Source organism: Legionella steelei (assembly GCF_001468005.1).
GTDB classification, from domain to species: Bacteria; Pseudomonadota; Gammaproteobacteria; order Legionellales; family Legionellaceae; genus Legionella; species Legionella steelei.
Genome location: NZ_LNYY01000005.1, coordinates 153,322 through 175,855 on the forward strand (window position 1 = coordinate 153,322; position 22,534 = coordinate 175,855).

Here is a 22,534-nt window from a genome sequence, read left to right on the forward strand (position 1 = left end):
GAGTAGTTATGGAACAGCAGGATTTTTATGAACTTTTAGAAGTAAGTCGAACTGCAAGTGATGCCGAAATTAAAAAAGCATATCGTAAATTAGCAATGAAGTATCACCCAGATCGTAATCCTGGCGATTCTGCAGCTGAAGAAAAATTTAAAGAAATCCAAAACGCTTATAGTATTCTTTCTGATCCACAAAAACGTGCAGCATATGATCAGTTTGGTCATGCAGGTGTTGATCCTTCCATGAGAGGTGGTCATGGTGGTTTTAGCGGTTTTGGTGGGTTTGGTGATGTTTTCGAGGATATTTTTGAAAATATCTTTTCGGGCGGGCGTGGCGCTGGACGCCAATCTCGTGGCCAACGCGGCGCTGATCTGCAATTCAATGTCCAATTAACACTTGAAGAAGCTGCTCTGGGTAAAGAAGTACAAATTACTGTTCCCAGACATGGTGCTTGTGCTACGTGTAATGGTAGTGGTGCTAAAAAAGGAACACAGCCAAAAACTTGTGAAACCTGTAATGGTGTGGGGCAAGTCAGAATTCAACAAGGCTTTTTCTCTATTCAGCAAACTTGTCCCAGTTGTCATGGCGAAGGGACTATTATTTCTGATCCTTGCTCTGATTGTCACGGTCAAGGTCGAATACGTGAGAGCAAAAAACTTACAGTTAAAATTCCTGCTGGCGTGGATAATGGCGATCGAGTTCGCTTAAGCGGGGAGGGCGAAGCGGGTATGCATGGCGGTGGTCCAGGCGATCTTTATGTGCAGATTAGTGTAAAAAAACATGCCATATTTGAACGCCAGGAAAATGACTTGCATTGTGAAGTGCCAATAAGTTTTATCATTGCTGCTATGGGTGGTTCTATAGAGGTACCTACTCTTGAAGGCCGGGTTACTTTAAAGATCCCTGAAGAAACACAAACCGGTAAAGTATTTCGTTTAAGAGGGAAGGGGATGAAGTCCGTACGCGGTCATGGTCAGGGTGATTTATTATGCAAAGTAGTTGTAGAAACTCCTGTGAATTTATCACGTGAGCAAAAAGAATTACTCACTAAATTTCAAGAATCTCTCGAAAATGCTACAGGAAAACACTCTCCGCGCTCTAATTCTTGGTTTGCCGGCGTGAAAAAATTCTTTGAAGACATGAAATTTTGAGCCAATTACGTTACAATTGCTCAAATTTACCCAAATGTGCATTTTTTGTGCGTACTGGCCAAATGATTTGTAATCGTTATGCCCCTGGGTGAAGCGAAGCCCGGGGTGTCTGACAAACAGCCCGCCGGATTCCGCTTCGCTTCACCCAGGTTGCAGAGCCCAAGCCGCTAAAAAACACATTGAATAACGAAATAGAGTAGATCCATGATGAACCAACCAGCAATTTTAGTGTTAGCAGATGGCACCATTTACGAAGGCATTTCGATAGGAGCAACAGGAGATTGTGTCGGAGAGTTGGTTTTTAATACCTCGCTAACCGGTTATCAGGAAATGCTCACGGATCCTTCTTATACACGACAAATCATTACTTTGACTACGGCCCATGTAGGGAATACTGGATGCACCCATGAGGATATGGAGTCAAATAAAATTTGGGCTGCGGGTTTAGTGCTTCGTAATTCTTCAATAATTCCTAGTAATTATCGTTCTGAGCAATCTCTTCCAGATTGGCTCAAAAAAAATGGTGTAGTAGCTATTGCTGAAATTGATACTAGGGATTTGACCTTACGTTTGCGAGAACATGGTGCTGTAGGGGCTTGCATCAGTACTGATGTAGAGAACCCTGAGTTGGTTTTAGCCAAAGCAAGAGCTTTCTCTGGATTGCAGGGTGTGGATTTGGCTTTAGAAGTTTCTAGAAAAACCATAGAGCGATGGCATGATGGCCAAGGTGAATGGGGCAGAGATTCTCAGCCGCAACAATTCCATGTGGTTGCTTATGATTTTGGTGTAAAGCACAATATTTTACGTATTTTGCATGATAAAGGCTGCCATTTAACTTTAGTTCCAGCGAAAACGTCTGCTGCAGAAGTTTTAGCAATGAATCCTGATGGGATCTTTTTGTCTAATGGTCCAGGAGACCCAGAGGCTTGTGATTATGCCATACGCGCCACTCAAGAATTTTTAGCACAAGGCATTCCTTTATTCGGTATTTGTTTGGGGTTTCAGATTTTGGCTTTAGCCTGTGGTGGTGTGACCAAAAAAATGAAATTTGGCCATCATGGAGCAAATCATCCTGTAATTGAAACTGAAGGGAAAAAACGTGTTTTTATAACCAGCCAGAACCATGGATTTGCGGTAGATGAAGCGAGTTTACCCGATTGTCTAGCGATTACGCACCGTTCTTTATTTGATAACACCTTACAGGGTATTAGACATAAGGAAAAACCGGCATTTGGTTTTCAAGGACATCCTGAAGCCAGCCCTGGACCACATGATATAGAAATAATATTTAATGAATTTATACAATTGATGAAATAGGATATATAAAAATTCAAAGAGGATTAACTAATGAATGAAAGTCACGTTTTTACTTCTGAGTCGGTTTCTGAAGGACATCCTGACAAAATCGCGGATCAGATTTCTGATGCAATTCTAGATGCTATTTTAATGCAAGATCCTTCTGCACGTGTTGCTTGTGAAGTATTTGTTAAAACAGGTATGGTATTAGTTGGTGGCGAAATTACTACCAAAGCATGGGTGGACGTGGAAGCTGTAACAAGGCAAGTAGTAAAAGACATAGGTTATAACAGCTCACAAATGGGATTTGACTGGGAGTCTTGTGCTGTACTTTCTGCTATAGGTAAACAATCTCCTGATATTGCTCAAGGTGTAGATAATAAAGAAACAAAAATTCTTGGTGCTGGAGATCAAGGTTTAATGTTTGGTTATGCCAGTCGTGAAACCGATGTCTACATGCCTGCTCCTATTGCTTACGCACATCGATTGATGGAAAAACAAGCTCATTTACGTAAATCAGGTGCATTACCTTGGTTGCGACCTGATGCTAAAAGTCAATTGACCCTCAAATATGAAAAAGGAATACCCGTTGAAGTGGATACCGTCGTGTTTTCCACACAACATGCGGCTGATATTGGTTATAGTGATTTAGTTGAAGCAGTCCGTGAAGAAATTATTAAAACTACGTTACCAAGCGAGTGGTTAACTCCTAGAACACGTTATTTTATCAATCCAACAGGCCGTTTTGTTATTGGTGGTCCTTTAGGAGACTGTGGCCTTACTGGTCGTAAAATCATCGTAGATACTTATGGTGGAATGGCGCGACATGGTGGTGGATGTTTCTCTGGTAAAGATCCTTCTAAAGTGGATCGCTCTGCAGCTTATGCAGCACGGCATGTGGCAAAAAATATCGTTGCTGCGGGATTGGCGGATAAGTGTGAATTACAAATTTCTTATGCAATTGGTGTGGCTGAACCTACTTCAATTTTTGTTGAAACTTTTGGTACGGGCCGTTTAAAAGATAGTGAGATCATTGAATTAATTCTGACTCATTTCGATTTAACGCCACAGGGTATTATTGAACATCATGATTTGCTTCGTCCAATCTACAGACAAACGGCAACTTATGGTCATTATGGACGCGAGAATTTTCCATGGGAACGATTGGATAAAGTGGCGGAGTTATGTAAAGCTTTATAAGGAGATGCTAAATGGAAGTAGTCAATAAAGTAGGAGCAGGAAGCAATATGACAAAAGATTATAAAGTAGCTGATATGTCGCTGGCTTCTTGGGGACGTAAGGAAATAGCGATTGCTGAAACGGAAATGCCTGGGTTAATGGCTCTGCGTGAAGAATTTGCTGCAAGCAAGCCATTAAAAGGTGCCCGTATTGCAGGCTGTTTGCATATGACCATTCAAACCGCAGTGCTCATCGAAACGTTGATTGCCTTAGGCGCTGAGGTGCGTTGGTCTTCTTGTAATATATTTTCTACTCAAGACCATGCTGCTGCAGCTATGGCAGCCAATGGTGTTCCGGTCTTTGCCTGGAAAGGTGAAACTGAGGAAGAGTATTGGTGGTGTGTTGAACAAACTCTTACTGGACCGAATCATTGGACTCCTAATTTATTGCTAGATGATGGCGGGGATTTGACACAAATTGTACATCAAAAATTTCCAGAGTTACTCTCAGGCATTAAAGGGGTTTCTGAAGAAACAACTACTGGCGTTGCTCGATTGTATGAAATGGCCAAAAAGGGTGATTTAAAAGTCCCTGCGATTAATGTGAATGATTCTGTCACTAAATCCAAATTTGATAATCTATACGGTTGTCGCGAATCCTTACTGGATGGGATAAAACGCGCTACTGATGTAATGATTGCAGGAAAAGTTGCCCTAATTTTAGGTTATGGAGATGTAGGTAAGGGCTGCGCACAAGCACTGCGTGGTCAGGGTGCTATTGTTTTAATTGCAGAAATTGATCCTATTTGTGCCCTGCAAGCTGCAATGGAAGGATATCGCGTTGTGACTCTAGATGATGTTGCCGAGCAGGTGGACATTGTTGTTACTGCTACAGGTAATTATCATGTAGTGACCCATGAACATATGAAGCGTATGCGTAATCAGGCGATTTTATGCAACATCGGCCATTTTGATTCTGAAATTGATGTCCACAGTTTAAAGAAATATCAATGGGAAAATATTAAGCCACAGGTTGATCATGTAATTTTTCCTGATGGTAAGCGTATCATTCTGTTGGCTGAGGGACGTTTGGTTAATTTAGGATGTGCTACAGGACATCCAAGTTTCGTCATGTCAGCATCTTTCTCCAATCAGGTTTTAGCGCAAATTGAGTTATTTAAAAATGCAACTCAATATGATCGACAAGTTTATGTTCTTCCTAAACAATTAGATGAAAAAGTAGCTCGATTGCATTTGGGGAGAATCGGAGCAAAATTAACCCAACTCACCAAGGAGCAAGCGGAGTATTTAGGTGTGGCGGTTAATGGTCCTTATAAGTCAAATCAATATCGTTATTGATTGTGAGTTTATAGTTTGGGCGTTTCATAAACCATCTTCAGAAAAATTTTTGTTGTATGCTGAATTAAAATTCGATGGGCAGTATTCGATCTTACTGTCCTATATTATTACCTTTTTTTACAATTTTTTAACAGTTGTTTATATATAAAATATCGTTTAAATTCAAACTTATAGCTTAATCTTCATTGGATAAAAAAGACTTATTCATAACCACCTTATAAAATTGTTGCACATTTCCAAAAAAAGTCGCATAATCGCCTGCCTCTAACAATATGCTTATATTAAAATCATAAAATTTTATTAGAGCTCATGATGTTCAATAGTTGTATAAAAAATTAATAAATATTTTATTCAAAGGATAACCATGTTTTCTACACAGCAATCTATGTTTTCTACTCTCCAAATTGAACAAGAACCCAGCGCCATTTCATTGTCTGATCTATATACGCATAAGGCGTCTTTTAGATATTCGGAGTTAGATATTGAGAATAATAGTGAAAATAAGATTCCAGATTTTACAGGTAAGAAAGCATTATTATTTATTAGCGTGGGTCAAGCTTACCATGAAAAGGGTAAATTTTTAGCAACGATTGAATTAGTCAATAAATATGCTTTTAAGTCATGTGATATTGTTATGGCAGATACTCTGCAAAGACATAATCACAGAGGGAATATGGGATTAGAAAAAGCTACTGAATATTCTAAAAAAGCAGGTGATCTCTGGCTTGAGCGAAGTCAGCATGCATTAAATCTTTTTAAGTTACCGCATCAAATTATTCGCTGGGATGAATTACTTAACCATTCGGATTATGACGGATTAAAAGAGTTAATAGTCAAAGAGTATCATGAAAACAAAGAGTACGCTGAAGCAATCCAAGCCAACGTTCTTACTTACATTGATAGACTTTCTCTGATCAATCCATTGACCGATAAAGATACATTATTCAGACATGGCTTGGATTATTTAATAGAAGAATGTCCAATCGTCATGCCAATGTGGGCAAAAATGGGTTACGACTTTATTATTTATCCTAAACCACTCACTATTGGTATGGCTAAAACTCGCGAATTATTCCTTTCTGAAGAAGACCAAGATAAATGCCAATGGCTTTATCTTCGTTTTAAGAAAAAAAATACTCCAGGATGTTCTTCTGCAGCTAATGCCGATAATTAATATAAAGTGCTTTTTTTTAGGAAATTCAAATGAAAATATATGATCAAATACCTGTAATTGATGTTTCAGCGATACGTGCAGCAAAAACTAAACAGGAATTAATGGAGCTGGCAGAAGAATTTAAGTATGTCTACAGTAATATTGGCTTTGCTTATATTAAAAATCATGGAATTTCAAAAGAATTAATAGATTCTATTTTTGAACAGGCTAAGTTATTTCACCATCTTCCAGAGGAAGAAAAACTTAAAATTATTCAAAATGAATTTTTTAGAGGCTACATGCCGTTTGCGACCTCTATCCTCTCTGTATCAACACTTGGAGAAGCAGTAAAGCCTAATCAAAGTTCAGCTTTTATTCTTGGACATGAAGTTGCTGACAGTGACCCAGATTTTAAAAAGAGGATTAACCTTGCTGGTCCAAATCAATGGCCCGATGAAAAGTTACTTCCTAATTTCAAGAATACATTAATTCATTATCGAGATGAATTAACTGTATTAGTAAGAAATTTAATTCGTATGGTTTCTCTTTCAATGGGACAAGACTACTACGCTTTAGACAAATACTTTGTCAACCCAACTACTTTCTTACGGTTACAAAATTATCCAGCTCAGCCTAATATTATTCCTGAACATCAATATGGCATTGCACCACATACTGATTATGGAATACTCACCATTTTAGCTCAAGATTCACTGGGCGGCTTGCAGGTGAAACAACAGGATGATTCCTGGTTAGACGTTGAGCCTTTGGAAGGGGCGTTCGTTTTGAATACAGGTGACATGTTGCGCCGGTTAAGTAATGATACTTATATTTCTACGCCACATCGTGTTATCAATATTTCAGGAAAAGAGCGATATTCAATCCCGTTTTTCTTTGAACCTAACATGCATGCGCATATTTCTCCGCTTGTTATAAATAATGTTCCTCCAAAATATGAGCCTATTGAATATGCAGGGTATCTAATGAGACGGATCAAAGGTAATTATGATCTAGGTGCGAAAGAACTCGAAGATATCGTTGAAACTGTTTAAAAAATAATTTTTTTATCTATCCAATTTATAGATCCAGTGCCCTATGAAGTGGCATTCGAATATTTTAATTTTTAATATAACTTGAGGTAAAGCATGTCCAGCCTTTTACTTAACAAGAATGATCAAAAAGTATTATGTAGTCGCTTTAATCAATTATTAGAACATGTTAAAAGCCATTTTCAATTCTATAAGGATTATTATCAGCATATAGAAAACCCTATTGATTCTTTGGAAGATTTAAAGCATTTTCCATTAATTGATAAAAATGTACCTAATATTTCTGTCTTAGTTAATGAAGTGTTAGAGACTAATCCACCTTCTTATTTTGAAACAAGTGGGACTTCAGGAAATCCTTTTCCAGTTATCCCTGATCTGGGACCTGAACGAGGCGGGGAATTTGCAAACTTCATTTTTGATTGGCTTGATTTAGATAAAGATGAAGTGAAGCGCGCTATAATCGCACTTCCATTTGAAATGAATCCAATTGGAATAAAATATTTTGCAGGATTAACCAAAGCCGGGATCACTGCTATTCCAGCTGGGGTAAAAACTTTAGTATGCATGCCCCAAAAAGTAATTGAACTTATAGAGCGTTTAAAACCAGAGCTTCTGATTGGGAGACCCCTAGAAACTCTTCGCTATGCACAAGCAATGACAGAACAAGGTATTGATCCTTGCAAATCTTCTATAAAAAAAATCATCTTAACCGGTGAGATTATCTCAAAAACGAAATTCCAACGATTGAGTAAAGTATATGGCGGTGCTTCTGTACACGGCGTGTATGGCTTGACTGAGCTGGATAGTGGTGGCTTGGTTTCATGCAGCAAGCATAACTACCATTTACCTTCCAATCCTTATTTGATTGTTGAGTTACTTAAAGATGATTTTAAAACTCCAGTAACTCAAGAAAATGAAATAGGCAATATCGTTCTCACCAATACCAATGTAAATTACATGCCTTTATTGCGTTATAAAACGGGCGATTTTGGAATGCTCCAACATCATTGCGGCTGTGAATACGATACACCTGTGATTCATGTACTTGGCCGAGCTGCTGATAAGATATACTGTCCCAAAAACAAACTCTCAGTATTTCCGATTCAAATTGAAGAGATCCTCTTCCAATTTGAAGAAATTGGTTGTGATTATCAAATTATCTCTAAGAATGATCAAATAGAAATTAAAATCGAACTTAATTCAATCCTCACTGATGATAAGAAAAATGAATTAATTAAGGTGGTAAAAGAGAAGATTAAGCAACAATTAAATATTGATATTGAGAAAGTCACTATTTATAACCCTAATGCATTAGCAAGCAAATTAGGGGTTGCTAAAGCAAAGGCCGGAACACTTTATAAAATTGATAATTTAAGTGAAAGTGAAATTGCGGAACGTTTGCAGATTAACTTCTAATTGGTTCTATCGATTCATTCAAGTCCATATTCGCGCTTTAAAGGATCTTCTAGATACCGCGCATAAAGCGCGGTAGTAGAATAGAGAAGTTTGTGAGAATCGCTCAGGTTTTAAGTGCAAAGAGAAGAGGTAAATTATTATGATAAATTGGGATGTAATCAGAGATCTTTTTCCTGTTGCAAAACAACAAACCTATTTTATGACTGCTGGAGGAGGAGCACTTCCTCTGCCAGTTCTTAAAGCAATTCAAAATAGATATGAAACTGTTGCTCAATTGGGTGGAAGAGCTTTTGGTGAAAACATTCAAATAATGGAACATTGCAGGGAAAAAATAGCAAAATTAATTAATGCAGATAAAGAACACATAGCCTTTATACCGCACGTATCTTTTGGTATGAATGCTATCGCACAGTCACTCGAACCACAAAATTCTGTCTTAATAGCAAAAAACGATTTTGGTTCTACCGTTTTGCCATGGAATAATAATGGACACAATATCCATTGGGTAGATTCTATGCAAGAACTGCTAGAAACTATTTCAAACAAAAACATGAATCAAATTTCATCCATTGTTACTAGCTTTATTCATTATGGAAATGGCTATAAGCTTCCTTTAGAACTCATTAAAGAATATTGTCCAGATGCAAATTTTATTGTTAATGGAACTCAGGGAATTGGTGCCTTTCCTATTGACGTCAAAAAACAAAAAATCGCTGCATTAATATGCTCTTGTTACAAATGGCTAGGGTGTGGGGAGGGTATTGCATTTATGTATATTCACCCTGACTTCTTCAAAAAATTACAACCTAGTCTCGTAGGTTGGCGTAGTGTAGAAAGTGCTATGAGTTTCGATGGTAAGTGCTCTTTCTATAATACAGCGCGAATTTTCGAGCTTGGTTGGGATAATATGACCATTTTTTCTGGTTTAGATGCTGCCTTAGATTTAATCAATGAACTCAGTATTCCTAGAATCAGTGAACGAATACAATCGCTTACAAATTACTTAGTTGAGAAGATCATAACAATCAACATTCCTATTAAGTCTGATTACCCAGGTTCATATCGATCTGGAATCACTTTATTGGGGCCTTTTAACAATTTAGAACATGTCATGAAAAAATTGGAAGAAAACAATATTTGGGTAACCCAACGTGACGGAGGAATTAGGATTTCCTTACATTATTTCAATAATGAAGACGATATTGATCATTTAGTTAATGTTCTTTCACAAATAGAACTATCTTAATAAAAAAGGTACTGCACTCTATCATTGAAAAACGATAGAGTGCTTAGTTTTAAATAAATACATCAAATTGTAACTACTGAATGATTTCTCTACCATCTATCTGATCGAATATTCTTGCCGAAATACTCATCAAGCCTACGTTTCGTTCCAGGACTCACCATCTCAGGTAAATTATCATACTCATACCAGGCCATTTGCTCAATTTCGTGAGAATAGGCCTCCATAGTGGTAAAATTTTTAATGACAAAGATCACGGGATAGTCATTTACTTGCATATAAGTATGAAAATAAATCCCAAATAATTGGGGCTCTTCAGTTGGGATGATGCCGACCTCTTCTTTTAATTCACGTACTAATGCTGCTTGAGCGGACTCGCCTTTTTTTACACCACCACCAGGCAAATACCAATGCGGTTGATACGTATGCTTTACCAAAAGGATCCGATGGTCATGATTCACAATAATGGCTCGAGAACCAAGTGTTATTAAACCAAGCAAAGATTGTATTTTTCGGACGCAGCGCGTGGCTGATTTATAAAAAAAAGTGCGCAAGTTCATAATGAAATTTTTAATACAAACAAACAGATAGATTCAGTATATAGAGCATCTCAAGAATTTCAATTGCAAATTTTTAAGTCTAATACACTCTGTAGGGAGGATAATATTTTGTGACAAGGGTGATCTTGTTTTGCCCTGTGCCTTATAGCATACTGAATTGCGATGCACTATATAAGGAGATGTTGCATGTTTAAATCAGGGATTTTAGGTTTAGGTCTTTTATCAATCGCGCACAGTGTTTTTGCTGCGCCTGAGCAAAATACAGTTCGAGTAATCATCAAATATAAAGAGCAAATAAGCAACGCTTCTTCTTTAAAGTCACAAATAAAGCAAGTGACCCAATTACCCGTGAAAGAATTTAATCCTATGGCTAATGGTGCTTTTTTACTCGTTTTAGATTCAACAAATAGCCCTTTAGCTAAAGGAGATGATGAGGATGAAACGTCCTTGATTTTAGAGCGCCTACGTAAAAATCCTCAAGTTTTATATGCGGTTAGAGACCGAGTAAGTTACTTTAAACCGGTTCCTGATCCTGAGGTTCTAGACACCGGTGATTTATTATCTCATGAAAGCCAATGGGATGAGTTTACTCGCCCTGCGGGAATCATGTTGGAATCGAAACCTGGATTTAAAGATGGTGCCTGGGCCTATACCACAGGTATTTCTAAAAAACCTATCGTGGTTGCAGTTTTAGATACTGGAATTGCCTTAAATGATAGCTTGATCAATAACTTGGTTAAGGACAGTGTCGGGAATTTATGGGGTTGGAATTTTGCAGGAAATAATAACAACCTGATTGATGAAACCCGGTCTTACCATGGTACTCACGTTGCTGGAACAATTGCAGGTTATGGAAGCATCATGAGTGGTATGGGTGAAGATTTGAAAATTCTGCCTTTAAAAATTCCTGCCGCCAATGGCATGTTTTATGAAAGTTCAGTGATTAATGCTATTTATTGGGCCGTAGGAGGCGAGGTTCCCGGAGTTCCAACAAACATCCATCCAGCAAAAATATTGAATATGAGCTTTGGTGTGGATAGGGGGCCTAAAGATGAAATTGATTATTGCGACCAGGCTCTACAAGAAGCAGTCTTTTTTGCACGTAAAAAAGGTGCCGTATTGGCAGTTGCCGCGGGAAATGACAATGTTTGGGAACATTTTAATGCACCTGCAGTCTGCAATGGAACCATGAAAGTCGCATCCACTGGCCCTGAAGGATTGAGATCCTATTTTTCTAACTATGGTCCAAGCATTACCTTGGCTGCCCCAGGGGGAGACAAGCGTTATGGTATTTGGGGTGGGATCTTATCTACAGTGAATCCCGGTGGCGGTTATAATGGCTCGGGTTTTGATTTTTATCAAGGAACCAGTATGGCTACCCCACATGTTGCAGGTGTCGCGGGATTGATTTTTGCTGCGAGTGAAAAGGTACTTAGCGCAGAACAAGTGGAGCAATTATTGTTTGCAACAACCCATAATTTTGGGGTAAGTACTGATCCCAATAAATCGTGTGTGGGTAAAAAACCTTGTGGACATGGTATTTTAGATGCCGAACAAGCAGTTAAAGCAGCCACCGCAGGTTATGATCTTGTCTTTTCTGCCCCTAAAATGGAACAGTTGGCAGCTAGGGATTGTGGAAAGAATGCATTTACTCCAAGTAAAACACGCATTGTTTCTGAAGGAGGAGTGTGGGTACAAAATCATTCCAATTGTGAAACCGGAGAGCACTTGCAGACGCCGCATATTCAGCAAAATAAAAATGGAACTATCATTGCCTATTATGGTTCTGTAACTTATCGATTGGATCACAGTGCGTACAAATTATGTCATGTTATTGGTTATGATGGTGTAGGTTGTTATTTCTGAACAGCCATATTTGGCACATCTTAAGTGAAACTGATTCTCAAAAATGCCCACCCAGTCGTCTATGCTGCGCTTTTTGAGAATCAGTTTCACTCAACCTGCATTCAAATCTGACTTTTCACAAAATTACTTATGGATTTCATTCATTATTATGGATGGCATTTACTTAAAACATTTATAAAAAGCATGATCGGCGTAATTGAGTAATGCGATATCATTAGCACTGTCTCCATATGCATAAAGTTCATAGTCCTCTCTATGTTCATAGAGCTTCTTAAATTCTTCTAATTTTTGTTGTCCCAGACAATATTTATTTCGCATGCGTCCGGTACTTTTATGACTTACAGGGTCAAACTCCAGTTCAGTACAAATCAATTGTTTAAAGTGATATCGTCTTGCCAAAGGCTTCAGGTAAATATCCCATGCTCCACTAATTAAAACACAGGTATGACCTTGTTGTTGATGAAAATTGAGGCATTCTAAAGCTTCTTTACGCAATTTTTTGATAAGTACTTGTTCTAAAAACTGCATAGCCTGCTCATTAAGTTCCTTCTTATCTCGATCTTTTAAAATAAGATTATCGAGATAATCATGCCAACTTAACCTATCCAGCTTAAAGCGTCCTAGCTCTGAATAAACAAAGCTCGACAATAGGCTACTTACTACTTTAGGTAAACCAACCAGGTACTTTAAAAATAGGATTCGACTTGACGTACTTGTAGTCAACGTCCCATCAAAATCAAATGCTGCAATAACTTTTTTATCCATTTGCTTCTCGTTAAAAAGGCAATTCCAATAAGGGATTAATCATTGTAATTAATCTTCCAAATAACCCTTTAATGTCTTGCATGGCATCATAAGTCTTTGCTTCGAAACGAAGCGTTAAATAAGGTCCCGTATTGGAGGGACGAACTAGTCCCCATGCATTGGCAAGGTTTATTCTTAACCCATCAATATAGGTAAGCTCACCTCCTATATGCAGAGGAGCATGTAAAATTAACTGCCTCATAAACTCTTCTTTCAAATGTTCTGCAATATTAATTTTTAATTCATTAGTACTTAATGACTTAGGAAATTGCGCAAAAAAATGATGACTATCTCCTATCTGTGCACTTAACATTTCTATTGCACGTGCTGCAGCATAAATACCATCATCATATTGCAGCCATCGATCATTAAAATAGAAATGCCCACTATACTCTCCGCCGATTGCCGCTTTATGCTCTGACATGCCTGCCATAATATACGCCATGCCGGTTCGAGTCATAATCGCGCGTCCTTTGCGGGCTAAGATGTACTCATTTAAATGTTGGGTACATTTAATATCAAATACTACGCCCACATTAGGTTCTTTTTTAAGCAATGCATCAGCAAAAGCCAGCAACAAATAATCTGAAGGAATGATACAGCCTTGATTATCTACAACACCCAAACGATCTCCATCCCCATCAAAAGCTACACCTACATCAGCATTTTGCTCCAAAACAGCCTGGCGTAAATCACTTAAATTTCCTTCTATTGACGGATCTGGATGATGATGAGTAAACGTTGATTGCACATCACAATATAAGGGTATGACCTCACAACCCAGAGCAGTCAATAGTTGAGGAGCCACATGCCCTGCAACACCATTACCACAATCCACAATGACGCGAAATTTTCTCATTCCTCCCATACGTCCTTTGATGACACGAATGTATTTATTTATCACTTGCTCAGGAGGGTATTGAATCAACTTTCCGCTTTCTTCCTTATCAATGAAAAATTTTTCATCCATAATGCGTTGATATAAAGCTCGAAGCCTATTCCCGTAATAGTTCTTGCCGCCTAGAGTGATCTTCAAACCATTATAATCTGCGGGATTATGACTCGCAGTGACCATTAACCCAGACTGGCATTGCAAGTCATACATTGCAAAATGTAACACTGGGGTTGGTAAGCAACCAATATCGATTATCCGGGTGCCACTTTCCAATAAGCCTTTGATTAAGGACTCTGTAAATGAAGCACTACTGGCACGACTGTCACGACAGAGCAATAGCACGTGCAATCCATGGATTTCCTGCAGCTCAGTCCCAATTGCTAGCCCTAGGGTGTAGTAAGTATTTTCATTTAAATCTTCGCCAATTTGACTGCGCACATCGTATTCTTTGAATATGGACAAAGGGGGTTTTATTAAGTAGGACTTACTCATAATCTGGCTCCACACAAATCAGTTAAGATGCTACAAGTCCTTTCAGGTCTCTCGACAACCTCCTTAATTATCGTCAGAAACTGCCTAGTAAGAAGAGCAATCGTTTTACAGTCATACAAATCAACTCGATATTTAAGGTATCCAGTTAATAAGGTTCTATTGTAAGTAAACTTTAAAGAAAGCTTACGGGGATTAGATCCCCAAAGAGGGATATTTGCATCATCAAAAGCGAATGGTTTCAGCGTAAAACCAGGATCAACAGGTTTGATCTCCAAATGTTGAAAGTCGAAAGATACATCCGGTACCGGCAAACCAATCTCTGTAATTTGTTCTGGTTGTAAATACTGATATTCAGAAAACTGAACCAGGCTGTTTTGTAACTGTCTTGCTATATCAATGAAACTCATTACCGGAGAATAATGGATAATCAAGGGTAGCTCATTAGCCACGTTACCCATAATTGTCTGGCATTTTTCTGTTTCTCGCCCAGCACAAAGCATAGTTATAAAAGCTTGATCGGTTTGAGCAAACTGTGCGAGTAACAACCCATAAGCCGTAAATAATAAATTAGGAAGAGTCACCTGACTTTTTTTTGTCAGATCTTGTAACTTATTAAGTAGTTCTACAGAGAAATGAATAGGTTCTTTCGCTCCTATGGCTAATGCCTGTTGCGGGATGGCTTTATCCGTAGGCAAAACGGGAGGATTATAGTTCAGCAAGGTATCATGCCAAAACGCAACGTATTTTTCGTAAGTACCATTCACTACATTCGCTAATTGCCAATCAATAAAATCTTCATAGGGTGTTGCCGCAGGTAAGGTTTGGCTGCTTCGATTTTGATTTAATGCATAAAAATGCAGAATATCTTGAAACAGAATAAGACTACTGCCCCCATCTGTTAGCAAATGACTTACACTAAAGGCCCAAACATATTGTTTCTCAGCATATTGAATCAAATAACTTTCCAATAATGGAGCTTTATGCAAATCAAATTGATGATGACTTATTTTTTTCAACAATTGATTGATTTGTTTGTTTTGGTTCTTGGCTTCTAAAGTGCGAAAATCAAAATAATGTAATTTAAAATCAACTTGGTCATGACAAAATTGAAATGGCGTTCCCATAGAAATATGAAAACTGCAACGTAACATGGAATGTCTCTCAATGACCTGTTGGATACTTTTTTCCAAAATCAACACGTCCACAGAACCGTCAAGTTGAAACAAATTAGTCACTACATAAGCAGGATTGGCGGGCTGATCCTGGATATGTCTCCAAATTCGGATTTGTTGCACTGAAAGCTGTAATAAATGACGCGCCGCTTTAGTTAACAAGGTAGTTTCTTCCGAGTTCTCGGCGTCGACTATTTTTTCATTCAAAAAATAAATCAAATCTTCAAGAGAGCGGTTCTCAAATAATAAAGATTGAATACTTAGATTTTCAAGCAATAATTTGCGTTGTAGCTGGTGTAATAATTCCGAAGCAAGTAATGAGTCCATCCCAAGTGATAACAAATTGGCATTCATCGGCAACGCATCGCTTTCTTTTAAACGAAGAATGATGCGAACTTCATTGATGAATAAGTTTGTTAAATCAGTCAGTCGCTGTTGTTGGTGCGCTTTCTTTAATCGCGTAATAAAATCTTGGTCTTGTTGGTTGGTTACTTGAGAAATAGGTGTTGGGTTCTCTTGGGTCGCGGGAAGAATCTCTACCAATAATTTCTTATAGGAGCGCGGTAAATGTTCCATCACGGAAACAATATTATTCGGCATCAAACACAATTGTGTGAAAGAACTTGATAGCATACGCTTTAGGGAAGCCAACCCTACTTTCTCACTAATGTTTTGAATACCATAAGCCAACCAAGATTGCACTAAATTGCGGGTCATACCTACTTCTTGCCAAGGACCAAAATTAATACTTAATGCAGGTAATCCTGCTTGCGCGCGATAATGAGCTAAATTATCGAGAAATGTATTAGCCGCAGCATAGTTCGCTTGTCCTGGCGAACCAAATAAAGAGCTAATGGATGAAAACATAATGAAATGTTCTAACTCAGGCATAAGTTCTTTACTTAAACAGTGTAAATTAAATGAACCTTGCACTTTCGCACGGAAAACTTCCTCAAACTGCTGCCACGTTAAATGCGACCACAAACCATCACTTAAGGTACCTGCTGTATGAAAGATCCCTTTAATTGGGGGCATTGTATTTTGTGCCATGGTTAAAACCTGACGCAATTTCTGGTAATCGCTAACATCAGCTTGCAGATACTGGATTGCTATGTCATTCACACGAAACTCGTTGAGTCTTTCGGTGATTTTATCGGTTAAAGGCTGCCTTCCCAGTAAAATAATAGAATTGACTTCTTGATGCATTAGCCACTTACATAAAATCGATCCTATCCCCCCCAGTCCGCCAGTAATCAGATAAGAACCATTTTTTCGCAATGTTTTTTTATTTTCAATCGAACGAGACAATGGTGCAGTGACAATACGTGGCACATATAATGCAGCTTGTTGATAAGCTAAAACTGGTTCATCCTGGAAAGGTTGACTGATAAGTTGATGGAGTTTTTGCGCTGTTTTTTCGGCTTTTGCTCCCACATCAACATCAAAATGATGGTAATCCAGTTCGGGATATTCAAGCACTAGTGTTTTACCCATGCCCAGCAATGGTGAAAAAAATGGCAGAGATTGATGCTGTATGGTCGTTGTAGCTCTGGTTAGAGTCCATAGCTTACTCTTCTGCTTTTGGTGCATGAGTGCTTGCACTAAATGAAGCAAACCCGCACAAGAGCATCTAATTAATTGATTAAAATCATCATAAGCTGCGGCTTTTAATTGCTCCTCTTGAAAAAACTCACTGCCAACTAAACCCCACAAATAGAAAACACCCCGGATTTCTGAGTGCTTGCTTAAGAAATTCAAAAAATGCTCTGGTTGATAAGGATTAAGCATTACTGTATCTCGGGATATTTGATATTTTACCCCGGGATTAACCACGATAGCATCCCGTAAATAGGTTGATAAATGACGCACCATATTCTTACTTTCTGAATCTTTATTTGCAAAAATCAACCATGTACCAGTAATTGACGTTGGCTCCACAGGGTTATGAGCCTCAGCCAATGGTTTCCACTCCACCTGATAAAGAGATTGGCTTAGAAAACTATCTAGGACTCTATTCTCTTGAGCGATAGGATCCACGGTCAGCCAATAAGATTGATGCTGGAAAGGATACGTAGGTAAAGGTTTTGCAGAAATCTGTAGCTTAAATGGAGCATCATAAGCATGCCAATCAATTGTATTCCCGTTCTTATAAAGTTGAGCGATTGACTCAGATAACGTTTGCCAGTTGGATTGATTTTTCCTGAGGGAAGCAAGCCACAATATCTGTTGTGGTTGAATAGAATGTTCCTTGGCAAAATTTAATAGAACTGGCTGAGGCCCTATTTCAATAAAAGTGCGATAATTTTCTAAAAGTAATTCCTGTATCCCGGCGCTAAATTGAACTGTAGCGAGCATATGTTCGGCCCAATAATCTGCATTGATAGCCGAGATCGCTTTGCCGCTGACATTCGAGATAAGTACCATTTTAGGTGCATGATACTGAATGCTTGCAGAAATCCGCTTAAATTCAGCAATCATAGGGCGCAAGAGTTCTGAATGAAATGCATGAGACACTTGCAACTCAGTTGTTCTCAGGCCTTGTAACTGACACTTCTGATCTAATAGACGAATTACCCCTTCCTCACCTGCAAATACAACCTGGCTAACGCTATTTACCGCAGCAATATTTAAGATGGCATGGGGTGAACAAGCCTTGAACTCATCAAGTAATGCTAAAGCCTGGGATTCTTCCACATTCACCGCAAGCATACTGCCTTTTTGCTGTGCTTGCATGAGTTTTGCGCGAGCGGTAATAAGTTTTAAACCATCAGCCAAATTCATAACGCCAGCTACAGTTGCAGCAACATACTCGCCCACACTATGGCCAATAACTGCTGTAGGATGAATCCCCCAGCTCATCCATAATTGAGCTAAAGCGTATTGAAGAACAAACAAAGCAGGTTGGGTATACTGAGTTTGGTTCAGTAAATAAGCTTTCTCTGAAGCAAACATCACGGTCGTGAGTGGTTCAGGCAAATAATCCGCCAATAATTGACTGCAATGATCCACTTCTTTCCTAAATAATGGATGGCTATTATAAAGTTCCCACCCCATCCCAGAATATTGTGATCCTTGCCCGGTAAATAAAAAGGTAGTTTTACCAACATTTAGCCCCACAGACTCATTAGATATAATTGCAGCGCGCAGTTTCTCAATTAATTCACCATGTGTTTGTACTGAAATAGCAAATCGATAATCTAATGTACTGCGACCAATAGCAAGACTATGGCATAAACTGGCCAAATCAACACAGTCTTCACCTTGGATAAACTCTAATAATCTTGTTTGTTGTGCGGCTAAAGCTTCTGGCGTATGTCCCGATAAAGTAAAAACATGCAAAGGCCGCTGAGGAGCATCAGTGGGTGTAATGGTTGCATCAGTAGTTGGAGATTCGGCAAGTATTAAATGTGCATTAGTTCCAGTAAAACCAAATGAGCTTACACCCGCATAACGTATGTGTTTTCGATCACCAGTTTCCCATTCATGCAGTGCCGTAGGAACTCGCGCAGGAATTGATGCCAAGTTAATTAAAGGATTCACCATTTCAAAATGCAAATTAGGTGGAATTTGTCGATGTTGTAACATCAATACTGTTTTGATAAGGCCAGCCATACCCGCTGCAGCTTCCAAATGTCCTATGTTGCTTTTCACAGAACCAATATATAAATCCTTTTGGCGTGTACTTGTCGCAAAAACCTTTTTCAGCGCATTAAACTCTATCGGATCGCCTAAACGAGTGCCTGTTCCATGAGCCTCAACATAATCAATTGCATCTGGAGAAATGCCCGCCATATGAAGTGCTTTACCAATTAAGTCCTGTTGTGCTTTAGGACTAGGTGCGGTAATGCCATTACTGTGCCCATCACTATTAACTACGGCGCTTTGAATCACAGCGATGATATTATCTTTATTGCGTTGCGCATCAGACAAACGTTTTAAGATTAAAATGCCACACCCTTCACTACGGACATACCCATCCGCTTTAGCATCAAAGACTTGGCATTTACCATTAGGGGATAACATACCTGCTTGCGAAAAGCTCACACTTAAAGAAGGGTCAAGAATGCTGTTTACGCCACCAACAATAGCTAAGCTACAGGTTTTTTCATGCAAATCCTGACATGCATTAAACACTGCAACCAGCGAAGAAGAGCATGCCGTGTCCACAGCTATTGATTCACCATGGGTCCCTAAAAAATAAGCAATACGCCCAGCTGCCGCACTGTGCGCATTACCTATTCCATAATAGGCATCTGCATGATTAGATATGGTATTGTGAGCTAATTGACTATAATCATTCGAAGAAATTCCAATAAAGATACCCGTATCACTATTATCTAAAGATAAAGGTGCAATACCTGCTCGTTCCAATGCTTCCCATGTTAACTCCAGCAAGAGGCGATGCTGGGGATCCATTGCTTCTGCTTCACGGCGACTAATATTGAATAAAGCTGCATCAAAACGATCAATATTATCAATAAATCCACCTTTAGAGGTCACCATTTTTCCCGGAGTACCAGGTTGTGCCGCATAATATAATTCACTATCCCAACGCTCAGGAGGGACTTGCGTAATCCCATCCTCACCTGCTTTTAAGAATTTCCAAAATGCTTCTGGGCTATTCGCTCTTCCTGGAAAACGACAACTCATGCCAATAATAGCAATCGGTTCTATTGGATGTTCTTTATCCATTTCCTGAGTAACCTGTGCCTGCCTTCCGTCTTGGTCAGTTTCCAAATAATAAACTAATTGCTCTATGGTTGAATGTTCCCAGAGCAAACTTGGATTAACTTCACGCTGAACTTTAAATTCGAGAGCCCCACAAAACTGAACCGCCAAGCTGGAATCAACGCCATAATAAGCAAAGTTAGCTCTAGAATTAATCGCTTCTGGATTTAGATGGAGCTGCTTCGCAAACCATTGCTTCATCCATTGTTGTAATTCATTTGGATTTAAATCAATTTGTTGTGTTTTAACATCCAAGCTTGCTTTTTGCCATTGAGCAATAATTTTTAACTCACCTCGCTCCACTGCCTGACGAGTGGCATTGCGTTGAACTTTTCCACTTGAGGTTTTAGGTAACGTTGCCTGTTGAATTAAAATAATGCGAGCCGGTAATAAGGGTAAATCCTCACCACAACGTTGGAGAATTGCGTTAAAAACTTCATCGTGATCTTTAGCACGACGATGCACCTCTTGTACAATCACTAATTCGGGTTCTCCATCGATTTCTAAGGTAAATGCAGCACAACCATGTTGAATTAACGCCGGATGACTGTCGTGAACAATTGACTCAATATCTTGCGGATAAATATTATGACCTCGGATGATAATTAAGTCTTTTAAACGGCCAGTAATAAATAATTCACCATACTCATCCAAAAAACCAAGATCACCAGTACGTAAATATTTCTTATCGGAATTTAGCAGCTTAAGTTCAAAAATTTGCTGGCTAATCTCTGGTTTATTCCAATATCCTTGGGTAACACTAGGCCCAGAAACAACAATTTCACCTATTTGGAATGCCTTTAATTCAGTAACAGTTTGAGGGTCGATAATCTTAATTTCATGCTCAGAAGAAGCATAACCACAGCCAACCAAATCCAAATGATCAATTCCTGTTTCATTCAATTGGATCTGGTGTTCATTCTGTAAAGAGTGCTTATCTACCTGTAGAATTCGCGTACTACTGGCCGTTTTTTTACCACTAACCATTAACGTTGTTTCTGCCATCCCATATACTGGATAACAACACTCTGCTCGAAAACCATATGCCTTAAATGCCTCGCTAAATCGAGCCAAGGTTTTCGCACTTACAGGCTCCGCACCATTAAGAGCAAATAGCCAATTACTTAAATCCAATTGTTTTTTTTGCTCATCGGTTATCGACGTCACACACATTTCATAAGAAAAATTAGGTGCCGGAGAAATATTTGCTCGATAATCACTAATTGTTTTTAACCAGATGAAAGGATTTTTTAAGAATGTGGTCGGTGCCATTAAAACACTGTGTTTGTTATATGCTAAAGGATATAAAATGGCGCCAATTAATCCCATATCGTGAAAAGGAGGTAACCAGGAACAAACCGTTTCAATTTTTCCCTCAAAGAGAGTATCAATAACTGTTGTGTTAGCAATAATATTCCCATGACTGACCATAACCCCCTTAGGATTTCCGGTAGAGCCAGAGGTGTATTGTAAAAATGCTAAGTCATCCAGAGAAACCTGAGGCATTCCGCCACTATAAGACGTATGAGACTCATCTTCGATGGCAATGACTTGTACTTTTTCAAAAACATATTGCTGTGCAATTGCAGTAGTTGTCAGGATAATCTCTGCTTTAGCATCATCAATAATTGCTAAAATACGTTGAGTATGTCGATTACTACGAGGAGGATAGGCGGGCACAGCAACAATGCCAGCCATTAGGCAAGCAAGAAAAGAGGCGATATACTCTAATCCTGGCGGCAATAATAAAATACATCGTGAACCGGGTTGAGTCACTACCAGTAATCTCGACGCAATATCAATTACGTTATGTAGCAGTTCCTTATTGGTTAAAGTATTTTTTTTATTTGCGCCTAAAAAGGTATAGGCTATCCTCTCTGGAAAAAGTGTTGCATTTTGACTTAGAGTATTAATTAAAGTTTCCATGTTTATTAGACTTCTTACTAATACAAGTTCGCTTGCTAATCAAGTTTCCTTATGAATTAATCCATGTTCATATAGCAAGAGAACAACAACTGAGCTGCAGAATATCTATACAATATAGACTATATTTAAACATAAGCCTAACTTATTGAGCCTATCCCTTTGTATCAATATTGAAAATTATGTGCGCCGCAGCAATTTAGTACCGTTCATTCCCGTGAAATCAAGAATCAAACAAAAATAAACTGAGCA

Annotated in this window: 13 protein-coding genes; 9 read left to right on the forward strand and 4 right to left on the reverse strand. The window is 38.7% G+C overall.

Annotated features, from left to right (window positions below; translation table 11 throughout):
* Window positions 1–8: 8 nt before the first annotated feature.
* The 8 genes from dnaJ (at window position 9) to Lste_RS02100 (ending at window position 9,845) form a co-directional block, all read left to right on the forward strand.
* Window positions 9–1,148 carry a molecular chaperone DnaJ gene (dnaJ, locus tag Lste_RS02060; protein WP_058509426.1) on the forward strand — a complete coding sequence of 380 codons (1,140 nt, stop codon included), beginning with the start codon at window positions 9–11 and terminating at the stop codon, window positions 1,146–1,148.
* Window positions 1,149–1,352: 204 nt separating this feature from the next.
* A complete protein-coding gene (gene carA, locus Lste_RS02065) occupies window positions 1,353–2,465 on the forward strand; it encodes a glutamine-hydrolyzing carbamoyl-phosphate synthase small subunit (protein WP_058509427.1) in 1,113 nt (370 codons plus the stop codon).
* A 30-nt stretch (window positions 2,466–2,495) separates the two neighbouring features.
* Window positions 2,496–3,644 (forward strand): methionine adenosyltransferase, encoded by a 1,149-nt coding sequence (metK, locus tag Lste_RS02070; RefSeq protein WP_058509428.1) that lies wholly within the window; start codon window positions 2,496–2,498, stop codon window positions 3,642–3,644.
* Window positions 3,645–3,655: 11 nt separating this feature from the next.
* Complete coding sequence (gene ahcY / locus Lste_RS02075; RefSeq protein ID WP_058509429.1) at window positions 3,656–4,981, forward strand: adenosylhomocysteinase; 1,326 nt, start codon at window positions 3,656–3,658, stop codon at window positions 4,979–4,981.
* 364 nt (window positions 4,982–5,345) lie between these two features.
* Window positions 5,346–6,155 carry a hypothetical protein gene (locus tag Lste_RS02085; protein WP_058509431.1) on the forward strand — a complete coding sequence of 270 codons (810 nt, stop codon included), beginning with the start codon at window positions 5,346–5,348 and terminating at the stop codon, window positions 6,153–6,155.
* A 29-nt stretch (window positions 6,156–6,184) separates the two neighbouring features.
* Window positions 6,185–7,186: an isopenicillin N synthase family dioxygenase gene (locus Lste_RS02090; RefSeq protein ID WP_058509432.1), complete on the forward strand. Its 1,002-nt coding sequence runs from the start codon at window positions 6,185–6,187 to the stop codon at window positions 7,184–7,186.
* A 93-nt stretch (window positions 7,187–7,279) separates the two neighbouring features.
* Window positions 7,280–8,599, forward strand: a complete 1,320-nt coding sequence (locus Lste_RS02095) for a phenylacetate--CoA ligase family protein (RefSeq protein WP_058509433.1) — start codon at window positions 7,280–7,282, stop codon at window positions 8,597–8,599.
* Between the two features lie 139 nt (window positions 8,600–8,738).
* Window positions 8,739–9,845 (forward strand): aminotransferase class V-fold PLP-dependent enzyme, encoded by a 1,107-nt coding sequence (locus Lste_RS02100; RefSeq protein WP_058509434.1) that lies wholly within the window; start codon window positions 8,739–8,741, stop codon window positions 9,843–9,845.
* Window positions 9,846–9,934: 89 nt separating this feature from the next.
* Here the strand turns inward: Lste_RS02100 and Lste_RS02105 are convergent, their stop codons facing one another.
* Window positions 9,935–10,402: an NUDIX domain-containing protein gene (locus Lste_RS02105; RefSeq protein WP_058509435.1), complete on the reverse strand. Its 468-nt coding sequence runs from the start codon at window positions 10,400–10,402 to the stop codon at window positions 9,935–9,937.
* Window positions 10,403–10,588: 186 nt separating this feature from the next.
* Between Lste_RS02105 and Lste_RS02110 the strand changes: the two genes are divergently transcribed.
* Entirely contained in the window at window positions 10,589–12,268 is a 1,680-nt protein-coding gene (locus tag Lste_RS02110; protein WP_058509436.1) for a S8 family serine peptidase, read from the forward strand.
* 159 nt (window positions 12,269–12,427) lie between these two features.
* Here Lste_RS02110 and Lste_RS02115 read toward each other — a convergent pair whose 3' ends face one another.
* From Lste_RS02115 to Lste_RS02125, 3 genes are read right to left on the reverse strand one after another with little or no spacing between them, the layout of a single operon-like run.
* Window positions 12,428–13,033 (reverse strand): HAD family hydrolase, encoded by a 606-nt coding sequence (locus Lste_RS02115; RefSeq protein WP_058509437.1) that lies wholly within the window; start codon window positions 13,031–13,033, stop codon window positions 12,428–12,430.
* A gap of 10 nt (window positions 13,034–13,043) precedes the next feature.
* Window positions 13,044–14,459: a phosphomannomutase/phosphoglucomutase gene (locus Lste_RS02120; RefSeq protein ID WP_058509438.1), complete on the reverse strand. Its 1,416-nt coding sequence runs from the start codon at window positions 14,457–14,459 to the stop codon at window positions 13,044–13,046.
* On the reverse strand, window positions 14,456–22,285 hold the full coding sequence (locus Lste_RS02125) for a type I polyketide synthase (RefSeq protein ID WP_058509439.1): 7,830 nt from the start codon (window positions 22,283–22,285) through the stop codon (window positions 14,456–14,458). Before Lste_RS02125 ends, Lste_RS02120 begins: the two co-directional genes overlap by 4 nt.
* Between the last annotated feature and the right edge of the window lie 249 nt (window positions 22,286–22,534).

What these genes read in the sequence shown, in the direction of transcription:
- Lste_RS02090 (WP_058509432.1), top strand. Translation starts at nt 6,185, where the DNA reads ATGAAAATATATGATCAAATACCTGTAATTGATGTTTCAGCGATACGT.
- Lste_RS02095 (WP_058509433.1), top strand. Translation starts at nt 7,280, where the DNA reads ATGTCCAGCCTTTTACTTAACAAGAATGATCAAAAAGTATTATGTAGT.
- carA (WP_058509427.1), top strand. Translation starts at nt 1,353, where the DNA reads ATGATGAACCAACCAGCAATTTTAGTGTTAGCAGATGGCACCATTTAC.
- Lste_RS02105 (WP_058509435.1), bottom strand. Translation starts at nt 10,402, where the DNA reads ATGAACTTGCGCACTTTTTTTTATAAATCAGCCACGCGCTGCGTCCGA.
- Lste_RS02100 (WP_058509434.1), top strand. Translation starts at nt 8,739, where the DNA reads ATGATAAATTGGGATGTAATCAGAGATCTTTTTCCTGTTGCAAAACAA.
- metK (WP_058509428.1), top strand. Translation starts at nt 2,496, where the DNA reads ATGAATGAAAGTCACGTTTTTACTTCTGAGTCGGTTTCTGAAGGACAT.
- dnaJ (WP_058509426.1), top strand. Translation starts at nt 9, where the DNA reads ATGGAACAGCAGGATTTTTATGAACTTTTAGAAGTAAGTCGAACTGCA.
- Lste_RS02120 (WP_058509438.1), bottom strand. Translation starts at nt 14,459, where the DNA reads ATGAGTAAGTCCTACTTAATAAAACCCCCTTTGTCCATATTCAAAGAA.
- Lste_RS02110 (WP_058509436.1), top strand. Translation starts at nt 10,589, where the DNA reads ATGTTTAAATCAGGGATTTTAGGTTTAGGTCTTTTATCAATCGCGCAC.
- Lste_RS02085 (WP_058509431.1), top strand. Translation starts at nt 5,346, where the DNA reads ATGTTTTCTACACAGCAATCTATGTTTTCTACTCTCCAAATTGAACAA.
- Lste_RS02125 (WP_058509439.1), bottom strand. Translation starts at nt 22,285, where the DNA reads ATGGAAACTTTAATTAATACTCTAAGTCAAAATGCAACACTTTTTCCA.
- Lste_RS02115 (WP_058509437.1), bottom strand. Translation starts at nt 13,033, where the DNA reads ATGGATAAAAAAGTTATTGCAGCATTTGATTTTGATGGGACGTTGACT.
- ahcY (WP_058509429.1), top strand. Translation starts at nt 3,656, where the DNA reads ATGGAAGTAGTCAATAAAGTAGGAGCAGGAAGCAATATGACAAAAGAT.